General features: G+C 62.5%; 24 protein-coding genes and 2 tRNA genes. 10 read left to right on the top strand and 16 right to left on the bottom strand.

Annotated elements, in window-relative coordinates; all coding sequences use genetic code 11:
• From RA24_RS08360 to RA24_RS08390, 7 genes are all read right to left on the bottom strand, one after another.
• Positions 1–598, bottom strand: a 598-nt coding sequence (locus tag RA24_RS08360; RefSeq protein WP_241480920.1) for a phage integrase SAM-like domain-containing protein, incomplete at its 3' end; no start/stop codon positions are given.
• 162 nt (positions 599–760) lie between these two features.
• Positions 761–835: transfer RNA gene (locus RA24_RS08365), tRNA-Phe, on the bottom strand.
• Between the two features lie 81 nt (positions 836–916).
• Positions 917–1120 (bottom strand): DNA gyrase inhibitor YacG, encoded by a 204-nt coding sequence (locus RA24_RS08370; protein WP_019295074.1) that lies wholly within the window; start codon positions 1118–1120, stop codon positions 917–919.
• Positions 1117–2139 (bottom strand): ribonuclease E/G, encoded by a 1023-nt coding sequence (locus RA24_RS08375; RefSeq protein ID WP_039190965.1) that lies wholly within the window; start codon positions 2137–2139, stop codon positions 1117–1119. Before RA24_RS08375 ends, RA24_RS08370 begins: the two co-directional genes overlap by 4 nt.
• Positions 2136–2717 carry a Maf family protein gene (locus tag RA24_RS08380; RefSeq protein WP_039190967.1) on the bottom strand — a complete coding sequence of 194 codons (582 nt, stop codon included), beginning with the start codon at positions 2715–2717 and terminating at the stop codon, positions 2136–2138. Before RA24_RS08380 ends, RA24_RS08375 begins: the two co-directional genes overlap by 4 nt.
• 176 nt (positions 2718–2893) lie before the next feature.
• Complete coding sequence (gene infA, locus RA24_RS08385; RefSeq protein ID WP_005978431.1) at positions 2894–3112, bottom strand: translation initiation factor IF-1; 219 nt, start codon at positions 3110–3112, stop codon at positions 2894–2896.
• An 83-nt stretch (positions 3113–3195) separates the two neighbouring features.
• Entirely contained in the window at positions 3196–4074 is an 879-nt protein-coding gene (locus RA24_RS08390; protein WP_039173198.1) for a carbon-nitrogen hydrolase family protein, read from the bottom strand.
• Between the two features lie 254 nt (positions 4075–4328).
• Here RA24_RS08390 and RA24_RS08395 point away from each other — a divergent pair, with 254 nt between their 5' ends.
• Positions 4329–5249: a hypothetical protein gene (locus RA24_RS08395; protein ID WP_039190969.1), complete on the top strand. Its 921-nt coding sequence runs from the start codon at positions 4329–4331 to the stop codon at positions 5247–5249.
• Positions 5250–5288: 39 nt separating this feature from the next.
• Here RA24_RS08395 and RA24_RS08400 read toward each other — a convergent pair whose 3' ends face one another.
• The 4 genes from RA24_RS08400 to RA24_RS08415 are packed head-to-tail and all read right to left on the bottom strand — an operon-like array spanning position 5289 to position 7209.
• Positions 5289–5876: a GNAT family N-acetyltransferase gene (locus RA24_RS08400; protein WP_039146819.1), complete on the bottom strand. Its 588-nt coding sequence runs from the start codon at positions 5874–5876 to the stop codon at positions 5289–5291.
• Entirely contained in the window at positions 5873–6271 is a 399-nt protein-coding gene (locus tag RA24_RS08405) for a ketosteroid isomerase-related protein (RefSeq protein ID WP_039173191.1), read from the bottom strand. The genes RA24_RS08400 and RA24_RS08405 overlap by 4 nt, the downstream gene beginning before the upstream one ends.
• Entirely contained in the window at positions 6268–6726 is a 459-nt protein-coding gene (locus RA24_RS08410) for an arsenate-mycothiol transferase ArsC (RefSeq protein ID WP_019295067.1), read from the bottom strand. The genes RA24_RS08405 and RA24_RS08410 overlap by 4 nt, the downstream gene beginning before the upstream one ends.
• Before the next feature lie 3 nt (positions 6727–6729).
• Positions 6730–7209, bottom strand: coding sequence for a UPF0262 family protein (locus RA24_RS08415; RefSeq protein ID WP_019295066.1), 480 nt, complete (start codon positions 7207–7209; stop codon positions 6730–6732).
• Between the two features lie 160 nt (positions 7210–7369).
• Here RA24_RS08415 and RA24_RS08420 point away from each other — a divergent pair, with 160 nt between their 5' ends.
• Entirely contained in the window at positions 7370–8128 is a 759-nt protein-coding gene (locus RA24_RS08420; RefSeq protein ID WP_039190971.1) for an SDR family oxidoreductase, read from the top strand.
• A gap of 81 nt (positions 8129–8209) precedes the next feature.
• Here the strand turns inward: RA24_RS08420 and hisD are convergent, their stop codons facing one another.
• From hisD to RA24_RS22480, 5 genes are all read right to left on the bottom strand, one after another.
• On the bottom strand, positions 8210–9511 hold the full coding sequence (gene hisD / locus RA24_RS08425) for a histidinol dehydrogenase (protein ID WP_039147045.1): 1302 nt from the start codon (positions 9509–9511) through the stop codon (positions 8210–8212).
• 123 nt (positions 9512–9634) lie between these two features.
• Positions 9635–10147 carry a GNAT family N-acetyltransferase gene (locus RA24_RS08430; protein WP_019295063.1) on the bottom strand — a complete coding sequence of 171 codons (513 nt, stop codon included), beginning with the start codon at positions 10145–10147 and terminating at the stop codon, positions 9635–9637.
• Positions 10148–10150: 3 nt separating this feature from the next.
• A complete protein-coding gene (locus RA24_RS08435; protein WP_019295062.1) occupies positions 10151–10627 on the bottom strand; it encodes a DUF2948 family protein in 477 nt (158 codons plus the stop codon).
• Complete coding sequence (gene murA / locus RA24_RS08440) at positions 10624–11895, bottom strand: UDP-N-acetylglucosamine 1-carboxyvinyltransferase (protein WP_019295061.1); 1272 nt, start codon at positions 11893–11895, stop codon at positions 10624–10626. Before murA ends, RA24_RS08435 begins: the two co-directional genes overlap by 4 nt.
• Before the next feature lie 6 nt (positions 11896–11901).
• Entirely contained in the window at positions 11902–12057 is a 156-nt protein-coding gene (locus RA24_RS22480; protein WP_019295060.1) for a hypothetical protein, read from the bottom strand.
• A gap of 85 nt (positions 12058–12142) precedes the next feature.
• On the opposite strand from RA24_RS22480, the gene RA24_RS08445 reads away from it, so the two are divergent.
• From RA24_RS08445 to RA24_RS08475, 8 genes are all read left to right on the top strand, one after another.
• Positions 12143–12217, top strand: a tRNA-Thr gene (locus RA24_RS08445).
• Between the two features lie 177 nt (positions 12218–12394).
• Complete coding sequence (locus RA24_RS22225; protein WP_152612822.1) at positions 12395–12664, top strand: hypothetical protein; 270 nt, start codon at positions 12395–12397, stop codon at positions 12662–12664.
• Positions 12665–12807: 143 nt separating this feature from the next.
• Complete coding sequence (gene napE / locus RA24_RS08450; protein WP_019295059.1) at positions 12808–12957, top strand: periplasmic nitrate reductase, NapE protein; 150 nt, start codon at positions 12808–12810, stop codon at positions 12955–12957.
• Positions 12958–12969: 12 nt separating this feature from the next.
• On the top strand, positions 12970–13485 hold the full coding sequence (napF, locus tag RA24_RS08455; protein WP_039146831.1) for a ferredoxin-type protein NapF: 516 nt from the start codon (positions 12970–12972) through the stop codon (positions 13483–13485).
• A complete protein-coding gene (locus RA24_RS08460; protein WP_019295057.1) occupies positions 13482–13760 on the top strand; it encodes a chaperone NapD in 279 nt (92 codons plus the stop codon). The genes napF and RA24_RS08460 overlap by 4 nt, the downstream gene beginning before the upstream one ends.
• Positions 13757–16255, top strand: a complete 2499-nt coding sequence (gene napA / locus RA24_RS08465) for a nitrate reductase catalytic subunit NapA (RefSeq protein ID WP_039146835.1) — start codon at positions 13757–13759, stop codon at positions 16253–16255. Before RA24_RS08460 ends, napA begins: the two co-directional genes overlap by 4 nt.
• A gap of 8 nt (positions 16256–16263) precedes the next feature.
• Positions 16264–16734, top strand: a complete 471-nt coding sequence (locus RA24_RS08470) for a nitrate reductase cytochrome c-type subunit (RefSeq protein WP_019295055.1) — start codon at positions 16264–16266, stop codon at positions 16732–16734.
• Positions 16734–17402 (top strand): cytochrome c3 family protein, encoded by a 669-nt coding sequence (locus tag RA24_RS08475; protein WP_019295054.1) that lies wholly within the window; start codon positions 16734–16736, stop codon positions 17400–17402. Before RA24_RS08470 ends, RA24_RS08475 begins: the two co-directional genes overlap by 1 nt.
• Positions 17403–17526: the final 124 nt, after the last annotated feature.

Genomic DNA, 17526 nt, shown 5'->3' on the forward strand with positions numbered 1-17526 from the left:
AAATCTCTGACGACGGACAGCCACGGACCATATCACCGCGCTTGGCACACTCACCAGCGGCTTTCATGAACCGTTTGTATTCGTCGTCCGTGAAGGTGTGTCGTGGCGTGTCCACGGTCTTCTGCTTCGGCATCACCGGCAGCACGTTCAGAATGCCGTCTTCCACCGCCAGAGTCAGAACTTTGCGGATGATGATTGTGTGTTTGGCCTTGGTCGATTCTGCCAGCCGCTTTGGCCGGTTCTCGTCCAGATGAATCAGGTAATCCCGAACCTTGCCGGTGGTGATTTTCGTGACGTCAAACTTACCGAAATAGCAGATCAGCCCGTCCTTGGAGCGGTTCATCAGCTTGTTGTCGCCGTCCGACCACTTGGACTTGCCCTTCTGAATGCCCATCAGCTTCTTGGCATAGTGCTCGAAGCTGGTGGCTTTCTTCTGAGCATGGTCGCTGTTAGCCTTGCTGCGGTATGAGTCGGCAAACTCATAGGCCACTTCAATCGCTTCGAGACGCGATGTCTCTTTGGACGACCGGTGGACGTATTTCCCTGCAAGGGGGTCTCTGAAGCGAATAAGCCAGTACGGGCTTCGGGCTGTCAGCACGATGGCCAGCCCTTTCCGGAGATGCTTGATCTTGAGTATTCGGTTTTTGGAGTCTTGGGACAAATCGAGCCCGTCAGAGGAGTGTATAACTGTGTGTAACTTTTACGGGTGAAATCTGACGATCTCAACGGATCAAATAAATCAACTATTTCAGTGGTTTAGTGGTGCCCGGGGGCGGAATCGAACCACCGACACGAGGATTTTCAATCCACTGCTCTACCCCTGAGCTACCCGGGCACGGGAAGGCTGTTCGCCTTGGGTGGGGGCCTTCTATGCCGTGGGCGCGGCGGTGTCCAGAGGGTTTTTCAAAGAAAATCGCTAATGGCGCGTCTGCTGCGGTTTTTCTTTGGATGCTTGCGCGCGTTCCGCTTCTTCCAAAGCGTTTTCAATGTCTTCCGGGTCCTGGCTGGGCACTGAGTAGGCGCCGGTCAGCCATTTTCCGAGGTCGATATCGGCACAGCGCTTGGAGCAGAATGGGCGGTAGCTCTTTTGCGATTCCCCGCCGCAGACCGGACAGCTCATTTCAGCACCTCGCTCAGGGCAATTCGGCCGCGCTTGCGCTGCAATTCGTAGTGGCCGAGGTTGGTCCAGCCTGCCAGTACGGTTTCCTCGGAAGCCGCCCGGAAAGCGGCCCGCAGCGCGGTTTCAAACCCGCGGCGGTCCTTTTTCGGCATCGGGGCCAGGTCCAGCACGATCTGTCCACCCAGGCCGCGCACCCGCAGGGCGCGGGGCAGGGCCTTGGCGGCCGCCATATTGGCCTTGATGCCTGCCGCAAGAGAGGTGTCCGAACCGGTGTTCACATCCACCGCGACCAGGGCGCGGGTCGGCTCGATGAACAGGAAAGCACCCCCTGGCAGCGGCTCGCGGATGCCTTGAGCCGTGTCCAGTGCGTCCAGCACGCCGAGGCGCTCAAACCCGCCCGGCTCGCGCTCAATATCCGCAGGTTCTACCCAGTCCCGCCAGGCCAGCAGGTGCGGAGTGTCGCCTTGGGCCAGAACCTCAGGCTCGGTCCCTTCATCCTGCATCACTTGCGCCGCCATGGCCGCCATGGCGGCAACGTCTTCGGCGATCTCTTCACTGTCTGCCCCGGCGCAGGCAGAGCGCAGGATCAAGCCGTAACCAGAGGCGTCCATTTCCTCATGGGCAATCTCCAGCAGCCGGTCGCGTTCATCCTCGTCGCGGATGCTGCGCGAGATGTTCAGCCCCGGCGCCTCCGGCGTGACAATGGCGAAGCGGCTCTTGAACAGCAGCTTCTGGGTCACCGGAATGGCTTTGCCCGGCTCGGCATAGCCGGAGACCTGCACCAGGATCATCTGGCCCGGTGCCAGCCCCTTGACCTGGCGCAGGAAGGCTGGGCCGTCCGGCGTGGTCAGGAACATGCCGCCCTGGCCCTTGACCGGCCGGTCTGCGCGGGCGCGGTAGATGGTGCCGGGGGCAGGGGCGTCGCTTTCGACCAGGATGTCTTCCAGCTTGCCGTCCACCATAAGGGCTGCGGCTTCGCGGTCCTGGATGTGGTCGAGAATGATGGTGCGGCCCTTCATGCGGCGGCCTCCTGATAGAGCGGCAGCCCGGCGGCGCGCAGCAGGTTTGCGGTTTCAGAGAGCGGCAGACCGACGATGCCGGTAAAGGATCCGCTGATCCACGGAATGAAAGCTCCTGCAGGTCCCTGGATGGCATAGGCGCCGGCCTTGCCCTCCCAATCGCCGGTGGCGAGATAGGCGTTCAGTTCCTCGTCAGAGAGGTTTTTCATCTTCACCTGGCTGACCACGTCTTTCTCCCATACCCGGTCCCCGCGGCGCACCGCAACGGCGGTAATCACGCGGTGGCGGCGGCCGGAAAGTGCCAGCAGGAATTCTGCGGCTTCGCCTGCATCGCGCGGCTTGCCCAGGATGCGGCGGCCAAGCGCCACGGTGGTGTCTGCGCAGAGAACGACGTCATCAGGGCCGGCTGGAACAGTTGCGGTCTTTTCCCGCGTGACGCGCGCGCAATAGGCGCGCGGCAGTTCGCCTTTTCGGGGGGTCTCATCGATTTCCGGCGGGCACACCTCGTCCGGATGCACACCCAGTTGCGCCAGCAATTGCAGCCGCCGCGGGCTGCCCGATCCCAGGATAAATGCCATGCCGTGGCCCTCTTATCTCTTTGCGCCTGTCATAAGGCGAAATCCGCCGTCAGGAAAGCGGGCCGGGTCTTTTCCTCTTGCCCGAAATATCCCTGCCGGAAGCTGCGGCCGTCAGGCCGCCAAAAACAAAAGCCCGGCAGAATGCCGGGCCTTGATATTTCTTCCAGATCAAACGCTTACTTGAAGCGGTAGTTGATCCGGCCCTTGGTCAGGTCATAGGGGGTCATTTCCACCTGGACCTTGTCGCCAGCCAGAACACGGATGCGGTTCTTGCGCATCTTGCCTGCCGTATGTGCGATGATTTCATGGCCGTTCTCAAGCTCGACCCGAAACGTCGCGTTAGGCAGGAGTTCCTTCACGACACCGGGAAATTCGAGCGTATCTTCCTTGGCCATGTTGTCTCCATCATTGGGTTAACCCGCAAACTGCGGGACGTGCGCTTAAATGGGGTCATTTTTCCAATATTTCAAGGGCTCAATCAGCAAAGTGCGGCCTTTGTGACCGATTTCACCCGCGGCATTTGCTCCTCCCAGTGCAGCCGGTTCAGCACTCCGCCATCTGCCCTTACATGGGCGATTGCCTCCAGGTCCGCTTCTCCATAGGTCCAGCCCGGCTGGTTCAGGGTGCCTTCGGCCAGAACACCGGTGCCGGGGAAGCCCTTGTCCGGCGGGCCGAAAATGCCGCCTGTGCCGGTGTTCATGTCCACCGCTTCCGACCATTCATTGGCCCCGGTAATAGAGGCCATGGCGGTCACGCACTGGTTTTCCAGCGCCCGCGACATCGCGCCGATGCGCACCCGCCAATAGCCGGCCAGCGCCTCGGTGCAGGATGGGACCAGAATCACATCTGTCTCCGCCAGCGCGCGGCCCAGCAATGGGAACTCGCTGTCATAACAGATCAGCACGCCGATTCTCCCCAGGGACGTGTCAAAGATCTTGAGCGGCCCGCCGCCCGTGATGCCCCATTCCTCGCGCTCGAACCGGGTCATGATCTGCTTGTCCTGATGATCCCGCTTGCCAGTGGGCGTGTAAAGCTCCGCACGGTTCACCGGCCGGTCCAGCCCGCTGTTCACCGGGGCAGAGGCGCCGAGGATATGCACGCCATGTTCCGCAGCCAGTTTCAGGTGCAGCGCTGCCGCATCTTCCATTTTCTCCGATACGGAATGAATCGACTGCTCCAGATCACCTGCAACCGCAGCGCCATCCAGCGTGGACAGCTCCATCGCGCCGTATTCGGGAAACACCAGCAGCTGCGCGCCATTGCCGGCGGCTTCTGCCACCCAGGCGGCCAGCTTGTCTTCGTACTGGGCCCAGCTTTCGAGCCAGTCGAGCGGATAGGCGGCGGTGGCGATTTTCATTCGGTCTCTCCGGCAGTCAGTGGCCGCATCCCGGTGCGGTCCTTCCGAAGGATTGCCCGGCATTGCGGCCCTGCGCAAGGCTATGCGGCACCCTGGTTTCATCTGATGCCGGGCACGCCGGAAAAACTCAAACAGAATGCACATTTTTGCAACGGAAACAGCCGCGTGCTGCGTTCCATCTTGGTGCTGCCCGGCATTTTGGCCATTCTCTCGTGCAGCGGATCATTTGATTTATTGAAAGAAGGACCACTCCCTTGGCGACAAAGCTTGATGACAAGAACCTGAAAGGCGTTATTGCCGACATCCCGAAAAAAGGTTTCCGCACCAAATTCTGGCGCGAATACCGTGCCGGCGCCTGCAAGGGCAGCGGCGTCGGTAAATACATGGACCTGCTGGAAAAACTGGGAGTGCCAGCCTCAGGCGACCCGGCCAAGGCGGATCTGGATAACATGGCCGAGATCGTTCAGGCCTTCAGCATGCTGGCCAACGCGATGCTCAAGGCGCGCGGCAAGTGCGGCAAGCTGCAGTCCCACAGCCGGGAACTGTGCCTGGCCTATGCCAAGCAGATCGAAAAACGCGAAGACGCGGCGGCGGATCTTGCCCGCAATGCGGACAAGATCAAGCAGAAGCAAATGGCGCAGCAGCTGAAGGCCGAGAAGGCCAACGAGGAAACCGACAAGCATCTGGCCAAGCTCAAGAAAGAGCACGAAGAAACCCGCAAGCTGATCATCAAGGAGATCAAGGCAGCCGAGGTGCGTGGCAAGAAGATCGAAGCCGCCTGCCTGGACATTTCCAAGGATGTGAATGCTGCGCTGAACAAGCTGGAAGCAATCAAGAAGGCTTGGAAGTCCGCCTATCACAAGGAGGGCGCGGATCGCTCCAAGATCGAAGCCCAGGCCGACAAGGGCATTCGCGACCTGACCAAGGCCTACAAGATCGATGCCCACGCCAAGAACGTGAAAGGCGCTTTGCCCAAACTGTTCAAGGAACTGGCTGAGAACTACAAGCAGTTCAAACAGGAAGATTACAGCAAGAAGGAATATGTTGCGGCCGGCAGGGCGGTGACAGCAGCCAAGCGCACATTTGATGATGCCCGCGATTCCGTGAAGCTTTATGCCACCCAGCAGAAGATCGCGCTGGAAGAAGTGCAGGCGGCGCGGCCAGAAGGCGTCTGAGCCAAATCAGTCAGGCGCCCGTCGGGGCGCCTGTCTCCGTTACAGATCCCGGATCCAGAACTGCAGCGGCTTGCTGGTTTCCCCGGTTTGATCCACATCCTTCCAGGAAAAATACGCAATGGCACCCTCCAGAGGCGCATACCCGCGCTTGCGCCAGAAGGGATCCAGCGGCGCGTAATCCGAAGGCCGCAACGGATGATCCGCCGGACGCTGCACGCCGCAAAAGGCGGTTTTCTTGAACCCGTGCTTCCGGGCATGTGCCTCGCGCGCGTCAAAGAACCCATGACCGACGCCATGCCCGCGGTATTCCGGCAGCAGCACGGATTCGGCGCAGTAGAAGACGTCGTTCAGGTCAATTCCGGCGCCTTCAAACGCGGCCGCAAAATCATCTGCATGATCCGCCAGCGGTGCGCCAGTGGAGGCCCCCACCAGGGTATCCCCGTCAAAGGCCCCGACCACCACGGCGCGGGCGCTGTCGCGGTAGCTTTGCAGATACTCCCGCTCATAGGCCAGATCCCCGTCGTATAGATACGGCCAGGCGCGGAACACCGTGATCCGCAGGTGCGCCACATCGTCCAGCGCGGCCTCCAGCGCCGCGCCGGTCATGGCTTCAACCCGGATGGTCATCCGGCTGAGACCTGGGCTATCCAGTCCGCCAGGTTGTAATAGGTGGTGACGCGGGAAATCTTGCCGTCCTTCAGCTCAAAGAACGAGCCCGCAGGCAGGCGGTAGGTCTGGCCCTTGGCCTCCGGCAGGCCCTCGTCGGTTGCCAGATAGGTGCCGTTGACGATGAACTCCGCTGCGGCGCGGCTGCCGCCCTCTGCGGAAAAGATCACCATATCGGTCAGCTCTTCCTTGTAGCAGCGGTCCATATGGGCGCAGAACTCCGCGAACTTCTCCTTGCCCACCCGGATTTTGCCCTCGTTCACATGATGGGCAATCTGCTCATCCAGGCAGTCCAGCATGGTGTCCGTGTCGCCGGCGTTGAAGGCTGCGAAATAGCGCGCGATGGTGTCGGTCATGTTCTCTCCGTCGGTTCACCCCAGCGGTTCTTCAGGTGCTGGATGATTTGATCCCGTGTTTGACGGTAGATATCTAACTTGGCCTGGCGCGTCTCGCCGAGCCCGGTAGGGTCCATTATCGGCCAATATTCGACATCGAGGTGAAAAAAACGGGTGAGCTCCAGCGCCCGGCGCTGGCTGGCGGGCGACAGCGCCACCACCAGGTCAAAGGACGACAAGTCATCGCCCCAGCGCTCCATCTCGTCAAAGGAGCGCGACCGGTGGCGCGACAGTTCCACGTCGATCTCCTGGCAGACCGCGATGGAGAAGCCGTCGATCTCCATGTCGTTCTTGACGCCGGCCGACTGCACATAGGTGCCGGTGCCATAGAATTTCTTCATGATGCCCTCCGCCATCGGAGAGCGGACCGAATTGTGGTCGCAACAGAACAGAACGGACTGCGGCAGCTCCTCCACGCGTCAGCCTCCGAAGTGCAGGACGCAGATCAGGGTGAACAGGCGGCGGGCGGTGTCGGTGTCGACCTCGGCCTTGCCCTCCAGCCTCTCCTGCAAAACCCGGCTGCCTTCGTTGTGGATGCCGCGCCGCGCCATGTCGATGGTTTCGATCTGGCTTGGCGGCATTGTCTTCACCGCGGTGAAATAGCTCTCGCAGATCTGGTAGTAGTCCTTGACCACCTGCCGGAAGGGCGACAGCGACAGGTGAAACTCTGCAGCCTTCTCCCCGGCTTCGGTGTTGATGTCAAAGACCAGCCGCTTGTCGCGGATCGCCAGCCCCAAGTGGTAGGGGCCGGCCGGAATATCGCGGTCTTCCCGCTGCGGCAGGGCAAAGCTGTTGTCCTCGATCAGGTCATAGATCGCCACCTTGCGCTCCTGCTCGATCTCGGGCGTCGGGGGCGGCAGGTTGCGGTCGTCCAGTTCGATATGGCTGATGCGGCTCATGGGTCTTTGTCTCTGATATGCGCAGGGGCGTCCGGCCATGAGTATCGCACCGCTTTGCCCGGGGCAATGCAGCAGCGGGCGTCAAACGCCTGCCCGTTTGCGGCAGTGCTTGACAGGCAACGCCTCCGCAACCAGCCTGCCGCCAGCAGGAGACAACACTATGACAGCCCTTGAACAGTTTTCCCTTCACGGTCGCCGTGCGCTGGTGACCGGCTCTACCGATGGTTTCGGCTTCGCCGCGGCCCGCCTTCTGGCAGAGGCCGGAGCCGAGGTCTGGATCAATGGCCGCAGCAGGGCGCGGGTGGATGCCGCGCGCGCCCGGCTGCCCGGCACCGCCCGCCCGCTGGTGCTGGATATCGCCGACGAAAGCGCCGCGACCAAGGCGATGGCCGAGATCGCACAGGAGGGCGGGCTGGACATCCTGGTCAACAACGTCGGCCAGCGCGACCGGCGCAGCCTGCCCGAATTCACCCGTGCCGATCTGCAATCGCTGTGGGAGGTCGACCTGGTCTCGCCCTTCCGCCTGTCCCAGATGGCGGCGGCGCAGATGGCGCCCAAGGGCTGGGGCCGCATCATCAACATCTCGTCGATTGCCGGCCTCATCGCGCAATCCGGCGATGCCGCCTATACCACCGCCAAGGCCGGCATCAACGGCATGACCAAGGCGCTGGCGGCAGAGCTTGGTGCTCAGGGAATTACCGTGAACGCAATTGCCCCGGGATTCTTCAAGACCGCACCCAATATGGCTGCTGCTGCAGACCCTGCGATTGCAGAGAAGCTGAAAAACGCCACTGCGCTGGGCCGCTGGGGTGAGCCGGAGGAACTGGCGCCTGCCATCCTGTTTCTGGCCTCGCCCGCCGCGTCTTACATCACCGGGCAGGTACTGGCCGTGGACGGCGGATACACTGCGCATTATTGATCTGCCAGCCGCTTCTTTCTGGTCGGAAATATCCCGGAGTGAATGCGCGGCACGCGCAGAGGGGCAGCGCCCCTTTCTGCGTTACCCGTTCAGCGCAGCCAGACGTGCAGTTACTGACAGCCCGTGCGCTTCCAGGCTTTCGCTTTTCGCCAGCACCTCGGCTGCAGGGCCGATGGCGCGCAGCGATTCCGGGGTCATCTGGCTCAGCGTCGTGCGCTTGAGGAAATCCATCACTGACAGGCCGGAAGAGAACCGGGCAGAGCGTGCTGTCGGCAGCACGTGGTTCGGTCCGCCAACATAATCGCCAATTGCTTCGGGGGTGTACTGGCCGAGAAAGATGGCGCCGGCGTGCACTGTTTTTTCGCTCAAGGCTACCGGATCGGCGACACACAGCTCCAGGTGCTCCGGCGCAATGCGGTTCGACAGCGCTGCCGCCTCATCCAGGTCCCTCACCGTGATCACCGCGCCGAAATCGCGCCAGGAGGCGCCGGCAATGGCGCGGCGCTCCAGCGTTTCCAGGCGCTTGTCCACGGCCTCAGCTACCGCACGGCCAAAGCCTTCGTCATCGGTGATCAGGATCGACTGGGCGCTTTCGTCGTGTTCGGCCTGGCTCATCAGGTCCAGGGCGATCCAGTCCGGGTTGTTGTCCTTGTCCGCAATCACCAGGATCTCCGATGGGCCTGCAATCATGTCGATGCCGACCTTGCCGAACACCCGCCGCTTGGCCGCGGCGACAAAGGCGTTGCCGGGGCCGGTGATCTTGTCCACCGGCGCGATGCTCTCGGTGCCATAGGCCAGCGCCGCCACCGCCTGCGCGCCGCCGACGCGGTAGATCTCATCCACACCCGCCAGCCGCGCCGCCAGCAGTACCAGCGGGTTCACTTGCCCGTCCGGGGTCGGCACCGTGATGGCCAGCCGGTCCACACCTGCAACCTTGGCCGGGATCGCGTTCATCAGAACCGAGGAGGGGTAGGAGGCCAGCCCGCCCGGCACATAAAGCCCGGCGGCGGAGACCGCCGACCAGCGCCAGCCCAGCGTTGCGCCGCTCTCGTCCGTCCACTGTGCATTTTCCGGCATCTGGCGCGCGTGATAGGCACGGATGCGCTCTGCCGCCAGCTCCAGCGCGCTGCGCTCCTCTGCCGGAACATCAGCGATCGCTGCATCCACCTCGGCTTCGGTGAAACGCAGTTGCGATGCGTCCAGTTCCAGCCGGTCGAATTTCGCCGTCAGCTCCACCAGCGCCGCATCGCCGCGGGCACGTACATCTGCAATGATCCCGGCCACGATGGCATCCACATCCGGGCTGTCCTCGCGTTTGGCACCCAAAAGCGCGGTGAAGGACTGTTCAAAACCGGCATCGGCGGTGTTCAGAAACTGCGGCATCGGGATCTCCTTTGGCCCCCGCATAGCGGCATGGGGGCAGAGCCTCAAGATTTATGCGTGAAGCCGGTGCAATTGGACGCAAGGCAAAAGGACTGGGTATTCCCAGCCAAAGGCGCTGAGACCTTAGTCCAGGGCTTTGCGCATCGGAATGCAGGGGGTACCGCAGCATCCGCCGGTCTCCTCCGAGGTCTCCCAGCCGTGTTTGCGGTAGAAGTCCAGCGCTGTCCGGGTGGCATCAAGGCGGCCCTCGGTATGGCCATCCCGCAGCAGTTCTGTTTCCAAATGAGCCAGCATCGCGGCGCCAGTGCCCCTGCCGGCCGCGGCTGGGGCAACATACAGCAGGGAGATGGCACCGCCCGGAGAGAGCCCGCCTACGGCGGCGGCCTCTCCGCCATGTTCGGCCAGCCAGTAACGCCCCGGTCCGCCAACCCAGCCGCGGATCTCCTCCGGCGTCTTGTTTGCAGTCCACTCCGCGATCCGGGTGGCATCACCGCAGTGGTCGGCCTGGCACATATCGCGGATCGAGGCGATAAGAACCCGGCTCATGGCAAAGACGTCAAAAACCGTCGCGCGGCGGATCTCCAGCGGTGCCGCCGGGGCGGCGAAGGCCTGGGAAATGCCGCGCTTGTTCTGCACGGTTCAGGCGCCGTGGTCCGGCGCCTGGCCGGAAGGGGCCTGGTAGGGCCGTGTGACATCGCGCAGGGAGACCTCCAGCGCCTCCACCGACAGACGCACCGCACCATCGCCTGCAAGGGTCAGCAGCACATGGCCCGCGCCGTCTTCGCCCGGCTCAAAGGTGACAGAGAGCAGCGACAGGATCAGGTCCTTGTCCTTGCGGTCGACCCCTTGTGAGGACACCCCCAGCACATTGTCCACGACCAGCAGCGACTGCACCCGTTCATAAGTCCGGCCCCGGCGCTCTGCCGCGTCGCGGTCTTCCCAGCGAAACCGGTTGACCAGCAGGGCAAAGCGGCGCTCTGCCGCGCGCCAGCTCATTTCAGTCACCGGAAACACCGCGTCCTGCAGCAGCGAGGACAGGACTTTAAGGTCCTCCTCCTCCAGCGCGCCCAGATTCAGCGGCGCCTCGCGGCCATCCTCGAAGCTGGCATCTGTCATGACTGCTCCTTGATCCGCTCGATTTTTGCACCGACACCGGACAGCTTGCGCACCACATGCTCATAGCCGCGGTCCAGGTGGTAGACCCGGCTGACCTTGGTTTCGCCTTCTGCCGCCATGCCGGCCAGGATCAGCGAAACAGAGGCGCGCAGATCGGTGGCCATCACCGGTGCGCCCTTCAGTTTCTCGACACCGGTCACCGTGGCATGGCCGCCGTGGACTTCGATCTGGGCGCCCATGCGCACCAGTTCTGGCGCGTGCATGAATCGGTTTTCAAAAATCTTCTCCTCCAGAACCGCGGTGCCTTCGGCGGTGCACATCAGCGCCATCATCTGCGCCTGCAGGTCGGTGGGGAAGCCAGGGAAGGGTTCGGTCACCACATCCACAGCGCGCACCCGGTCGTTCTTGCGGCTGACGGTTAGGCTGTTCTTGCCTTCGGTGATCTCGATGCCGGCTGCTTCCAGCTTGGTGCAGAAGCTGTCCAGCAGGCTGCGGCGGCCGCCCAGCAGCTCCACCTCGCCGCCGCAGATCGCGGGGGCCAGCATATAGGTACCCAGTTCGATCCGGTCGGTCACCACCTGGTGGGTGGCGCCATGCAGCCGGTCGACGCCCTGGATGGTGATGTCGGGGGAGCCGTCGCCCTCAATCTGCGCACCCATCTTGCGCAGGCAATCGGCCAGATCGACGATTTCCGGCTCGCGCGCGGCGTTTTTGATGACGGTGGTGCCCTTGGCAAGTGTCGCCGCCATCATGATGTTCTCGGTCGCTCCGACGGAGGCAAAGCTCAGCTCCACCACCGCGCCTTTCAAGCCCTTGGGTGCCTTGGCGTGCAGATAGCCGTCCTTCAGCTCAATTTCGGCACCCAGCGCTTCCAGCCCGTGAATGTGCAGATCCATCGGGCGTGCACCGATGGCGCAGCCGCCGGGCAGTGACACAACAGCCTGGCCCAGCCGGGCCAGCATCGGACCCAGCACCAGGTTAGACGCGCGCATCTTGCGGACGATGTCATAGTCGGCGACATGGCTGGTCAGGTCGTGGCTCGACATTGCCAGCACCTGGCCATCCTGCAGGCTCGACACTTCGGCGCCCAGCGATTGCAGCAGCAGCGTCATGGTTTTGATGTCGCTGAGCCGTGGCGCGTTGGTCAGCGTCAGCGGCTCCTCGCTCAGCAGCGTGGCCGGCATCAGGGTGAGGCAGGCGTTCTTGGCGCCGGCAATCGGGATCTGCCCGTTCAGCGGGCCGTTGCCCGTTACCAGAATCGAATCCATCTGACGTTATTCTCCGCTCTTGCCCGTGTCCTGGTCCTGCTTGTCTGCCCGCGCCTTGGCCTGTGCCTTGCGCCGGGCCATGTTAGCCTTCAGCGCCGCCTTCAGCCGGTCTTCGCGCGATGCTGCGGAACCGTCGTTTTTAGGTGATTTCTTCTCTGCCATAAGACTTCTGTAACTTAGTGCGAAAAAACCGTCCAGAATGGTCTTGCACCCCCCCGCGTTTATGCCTAAAAGCCCCCTCACCGGCGCTGCTGTAGCTCAGAGGTAGAGCACTCCCTTGGTAAGGGAGAGGTCGAGAGTTCAATTCTCTCCAGCAGCACCATTAATCACTGAAATTGCTAAGAAATTTCGCATCATTGGGTGCAGTGCACGGTCCTGTGTTCATGGGCTGATTTCTGCCATTTCGAGGGCGCGGAGGGTTCTTCAGGCGGCATTTGCAAAAACAGACCCGCATACGCGCCTGACGAATCGATGGCGCGGACCCGGCGGCGCGGCACAGGTGCGCGCTGACCGTTACTGGCGCCGCAAATCATCCGACAGCAAGGGCGTATCCATCGCGGCAGCACCGGTTTTTGTGCGGTGCCATGCCGGCATATGCTGCAATGGCCGCCGAATCGAGTACAGGCCGGTCAGCCCCGGCCTGTCCACACCGCCGCAATTCAGTTTCACCTTTTTGAATATTTATCTTTTTCAAATCAGCAGCCTGCGAAATGATTCAGATCAAGGTGGCCGCAACAGCACATTTGCATGGTGGCGCTGGCAGAGCTGAAGCCGGCCGGCTGAAAAGGTGGATCTGACATCACTGTTAGACAGCCGTCAGTCACATCCGGATCAGCCCGCCACCGCTTGCACAGCAGGCTGCGGTCATGCCGCAGTCCGATTGTGTGAAAACAACAGCCAAGGAGGACTCATATGTCCGAACAGCCAACCAAAGCCGAAGAGAGGAACACCTTTCTGTTCCTTGCCGTGGTCCTGGCGCCGGTTCTGGCAGTGGGAATCGTCGGCGGATACGGCCTGATGATCTGGATCTCGCAGATCTTCCTGGGACCACCCACAGGTTAAGGGCCCAGGCCAATGCCAGCACATGCCAGCACCGCCCCCTCGCGCCGCGCCTTCCTGACCGGAAGAGTGGCCCGCCCGGACCCGGAATTCCGCCCGCCCTGGACGGATGAGGCCCGGGTGCAGGCCCATTGCACCAGCTGCAATGCCTGCGTGGAAAGCTGCCCGGAGAACATTATCGAGTTCGACAGCCGCAACCGCCCGCGGATCAATTTCCGCGGCGGCGAATGCACCTTCTGCGCGGCTTGCGCCGAAGCCTGCCCCGAACCTGTGTTCGATCTGGAGCAGCCGGCGGCCTGGCCGGTCACGGTAGAGATCACCGGCAGCTGTCTGAACGCCGCCGGCATCGCCTGCCAGCTGTGCACCGATATCTGCGACCCGCGCGCCTTGCGGATGGACCTGTCGGTCCGCCCGGTCGGCGCCATTCAGGTGGACGCCGGCGCCTGCACCGGTTGCGGCGCCTGCCTGTCCACTTGCCCGAACAGCGCCATCGCGATCACCGATCCCCGCCAGCAAAGGAAGTCCGCGTGACAGAAGAAATCCATATCTCCAGCCTGCTGGTGCGCAGCGACCCGGCGCGGATGGAGGCCGTTCTGGCCGACATCAAATCCATGCCCCGCGCCGAAATTTCGCAAACCGATCCCTCGGGCAAGATTGTGGTCCTGTTCGAGGCCGACAGCGACCGGGCCATCGGCGATGCACTCGCCAAAATTCAGCTTCTCGACGGCGTCGCCAGCGCGGCGCTTGTCTTCCATCAAACCTGCGATGCGCAGGACCTCGCCATTGAAGAAGGAGTCCCCCAATGACCGGACTTACCCGCCGTGACGCCATCAAGGCGCAGGCCGCCGCCGCAGCGGCGCTTGCTGCCGGCCTGCCGGTTCCCGCGGCAGCGCAGAACCTTGTTACCGACGCAAACGTGACTGAGCTGAAATGGTCGAAGGCGGCCTGCCGCTTCTGCGGCACCGGCTGCTCGATCATGGTGGCCACCAAGGCCGGCCGCGTGGTCGCCACCCACGGCGACACCCAGGCAGAGGTCAACCGCGGCCTGAACTGCGTCAAGGGCTACTTCCTCTCGAAGATCATGTATGGCGCCGACCGCCTGACCACGCCGCTTTTGCGCAAAACCAACGGCGAATATGACAAGAACGGCGAATTCACCCCGGTTTCCTGGGATGAAGCCTTCGACATCATGGCTGAGAAGTGGAAGAAGACCCTGGCCGAGAAAGGCCCGGAGGGCATCGGCATGTTCGGTTCCGGCCAGTGGACCGTCTGGGAGGGCTATGCCGCCTCCAAGCTGATGAAGGCGGGCTTCCGCTCCAACAACATCGACCCGAACGCGCGCCACTGTATGGCCTCGGCCGTGGGCGGCTTCATGCGCACCTTCGGCATCGACGAGCCGATGGGCTGCTATGACGATTTCGAGAACGCCGACGCATTCGTGCTGTGGGGCTCGAACATGGCGGAGATGCACCCAATCCTGTGGACCCGCATCACCGACCGCCGCTTCAGCCATCCGCACGTCAAGGTGGCGGTGCTGTCGACCTTCACCCACCGCAGCTTCGACCTGGCGGATATCCCGGCGGTGTTCACCCCGCACACCGACCTGGTGATGCTGAACTACATCGCCAACTACATCATCCAGAACGGCGCGGTGAACGAGGACTTCGTCGCCAAGCACGTCAACTTCAAGCGCGGCAACCAGGACATCGGCTATGGCCTGCGCCCGGAGCACCCGCTGGAGCAGATGGCCGAGAACGCGGACAAGGCCGGCGGCGCCTCGGATATGACGTTTGAGGAATTTGCCGAGTTCGTCTCCGAGTACACGCTTGAAAAAGCGTCGGAAATGTCTGGTGTTCCGGCAGAAACCCTGGAGAAGATCGCCAAGCTCTATGCCGATCCGGATACCAAGGTGATGTCGCTCTGGACCATGGGCGTGAACCAGCACACCCGCGGTGTCTGGGTCAACAACATGATCTACAACATCCACCTGCTGACTGGTAAGATCTCCACTCCCGGCAACTCGCCGTTCTCGCTGACCGGCCAGCCGTCGGCTTGCGGCACCGCGCGCGAGGTCGGCACCTTTGCCCACCGCCTGCCCGCGGACATGGTGGTCAAGAACCCGGAACACCGCGCCTATGCCGAAAAGATCTGGAAACTGCCCGAAGGCACCGTTCCGGGCTGGGTTGGCTCCCACGCGGTGAAACAGAACCGCGACCTGAAGGACGGCAAGATCAACTGCTACTGGGTTCAGGTGAACAACAACATGCAGGCCGCTCCCAACATGATGGAGGAAGGGCTGCCGGGCTACCGCAACCCCGACAACTTCATCGTGGTCTCGGATGCCTATCCGACGGTGACGGCTGAAGCTGCAGACCTGATCCTGCCCGCCGCCATGTGGGTGGAGAAGGAAGGCGCCTACGGCAACGCCGAGCGCCGCACCCAGTTCTGGTACCAGCTGGTCAACGCGCCGGGTGAATCCAAGTCCGACCTGTGGCAACTGGCGGAATTCTCCAAACGCTTCACCACCGATGAGGTCTGGCCGGCGGAAATTCTCGACGCCAACCCCGAATACAAGGGCAAGACCCTGTTCGAGGTGCTGTTTGCCAATGGCAAGGTCGACCAGTTCGAGCTGTCCGAGAAGGCCAAGGAATACGGCAACCACGAATCTGAGGACTTCGGCTTCTACATCCAGAAGGGTCTGTTCGAGGAATACGCAGAGTTCGGCCGCGGCAAGGCGCATGACCTGGCCCCGTTCGACACCTACCACGAGGTGCGCGGCCTGCGCTGGCCCGTGGTGGACGGCAAGGAAACCCGCTGGCGCTTCAAGGAAGGCTCCGACCCCTACGCAAAACCCGGATCGGACTATGATTTCTACGGCAAGCCCGACGGCAAGGCGGTGATCTTTGCGCTGCCCTACGAGCCGCCGGCGGAAAGCCCGGATGACGAATACCCGATGTGGCTGGCCACTGGCCGGGTGCTGGAGCATTGGCACTCTGGCTCCATGACCCAGCGGGTGCCGGAGCTGTACCAGGCCGTCCCGGATGCGCTGTGCTACATGCACCCGGACGATGCCAAGGCGCAGGGCTTCCGGCGCGGCACCGAGGTGCGGATCATCTCGCGCCGCGGTGAAATCCGCACAAGGGTTGAGACCCGCGGCCGCAACAAGCCGCCCAAGGGTCTGGTCTTTGTGCCGTGGTTCGATGCCCGCCGGCTGATCAACAAGGTCACGCTGGACGCCACCGATCCGATCTCGAAACAGACGGATTTCAAGAAATGCGCAATCCGTATCGAAGCAGTGTGAGGCCCGTCATGAAACATCTCCGTCTCGCCATCCTGGCTGTTCCGGTTTTTCTGGCCACCGCAGCCTTCGCTCAGAACCAGGTCGCCACGCTGCGCAACACCGCGCCGCTGGACCAAGAGGGCGAAGCTACCCAGATCCCCGGCATCGTCAACACCGACATCCGCCAGGTGCGCAACTACCCGGATCAGCCGCCGCTGATCCCGCACAAGACCGACAACTACCAGGTCGATCTGAACTCCAACAAATGCCTGACCTGCCACAGCCGCACCGCCGTGGAGGTCAGCCAGGCGCCGATGATCTCGGTCACCCACTTCATGAACCGCGAGGGCCAGACCCTCGGCGCGGTCAGCCCGCGCCGCTATTTCTGCAACCAGTGCCACGTGGTGCAGACCAACGCCCGGCCGCTGGTCGAGAATGAGTTCGTCGATGTCGACAAGGTGATCGACTACGTGAAGGCACAGCAGGGCGGGGCGGACTGATGATTGCTTTCCTGAAACGGCTCTGGTGGATCATCAGGCGGCCCAGTGCCTACTTTTCGCTCGGCTTCCTGACCATGGGCGGCTTTGTAATGGGGATCATCTTCTGGGGCGGGTTCAACACCGCGCTTGAAGTCACCAACACAGAGGCCTTCTGCACCAGCTGCCACGAAATGCGCGACAACGTGTTCGAGGAGCTGAAGCCGACGATCCACTATTCCAACCGCTCCGGCGTGCGCGCGTCCTGCCCGGACTGCCACGTGCCGCACAACTGGACCAACAAGATCGCCCGCAAGATGCAGGCCTCCAAGGAGGTCTGGGGCAAGATCTTCGGCACCATCAACACGCGGGAGAAATTCCTGGAGCACCGGCTGGAACTGGCGCAGCACGAATGGGCGCGGCTTGAGGCAAACGACAGCTTGGAATGCCGCAACTGCCACTCGGACGAGTCGATGGACATCACCCGTCAGTCCAAGCGGGCAGCGGACGCGCATGAGCGTTTCCTGTTCACCGGCGAGAAGACCTGCATCAACTGCCACAAGGGTATCGCCCACCAGTTGCCCGACATGGCCGCAGCCGAAGGCGAGGACCACGCAGGCCTGCTGGCCCCGGCGCACGGCGAGGGCCTGCTGGCCAGCACCCGCAGCTACCTGGGCCTGAGCAGCGACTGACGCTGCCAGCGCCGCAAAACACGAAAAGGCCGCTGTCCCGATGGGCAGCGGCCTTTTTTAGTGCCTGATATGCCGAATTTTCCCGGATCGATTGCGATCTGGTTCGGCTGAATGGCTTGTGCGG

The organism is Leisingera sp. ANG-M6 (assembly GCF_000813905.1).
Classification (GTDB): Bacteria; Pseudomonadota; Alphaproteobacteria; order Rhodobacterales; family Rhodobacteraceae; genus Leisingera.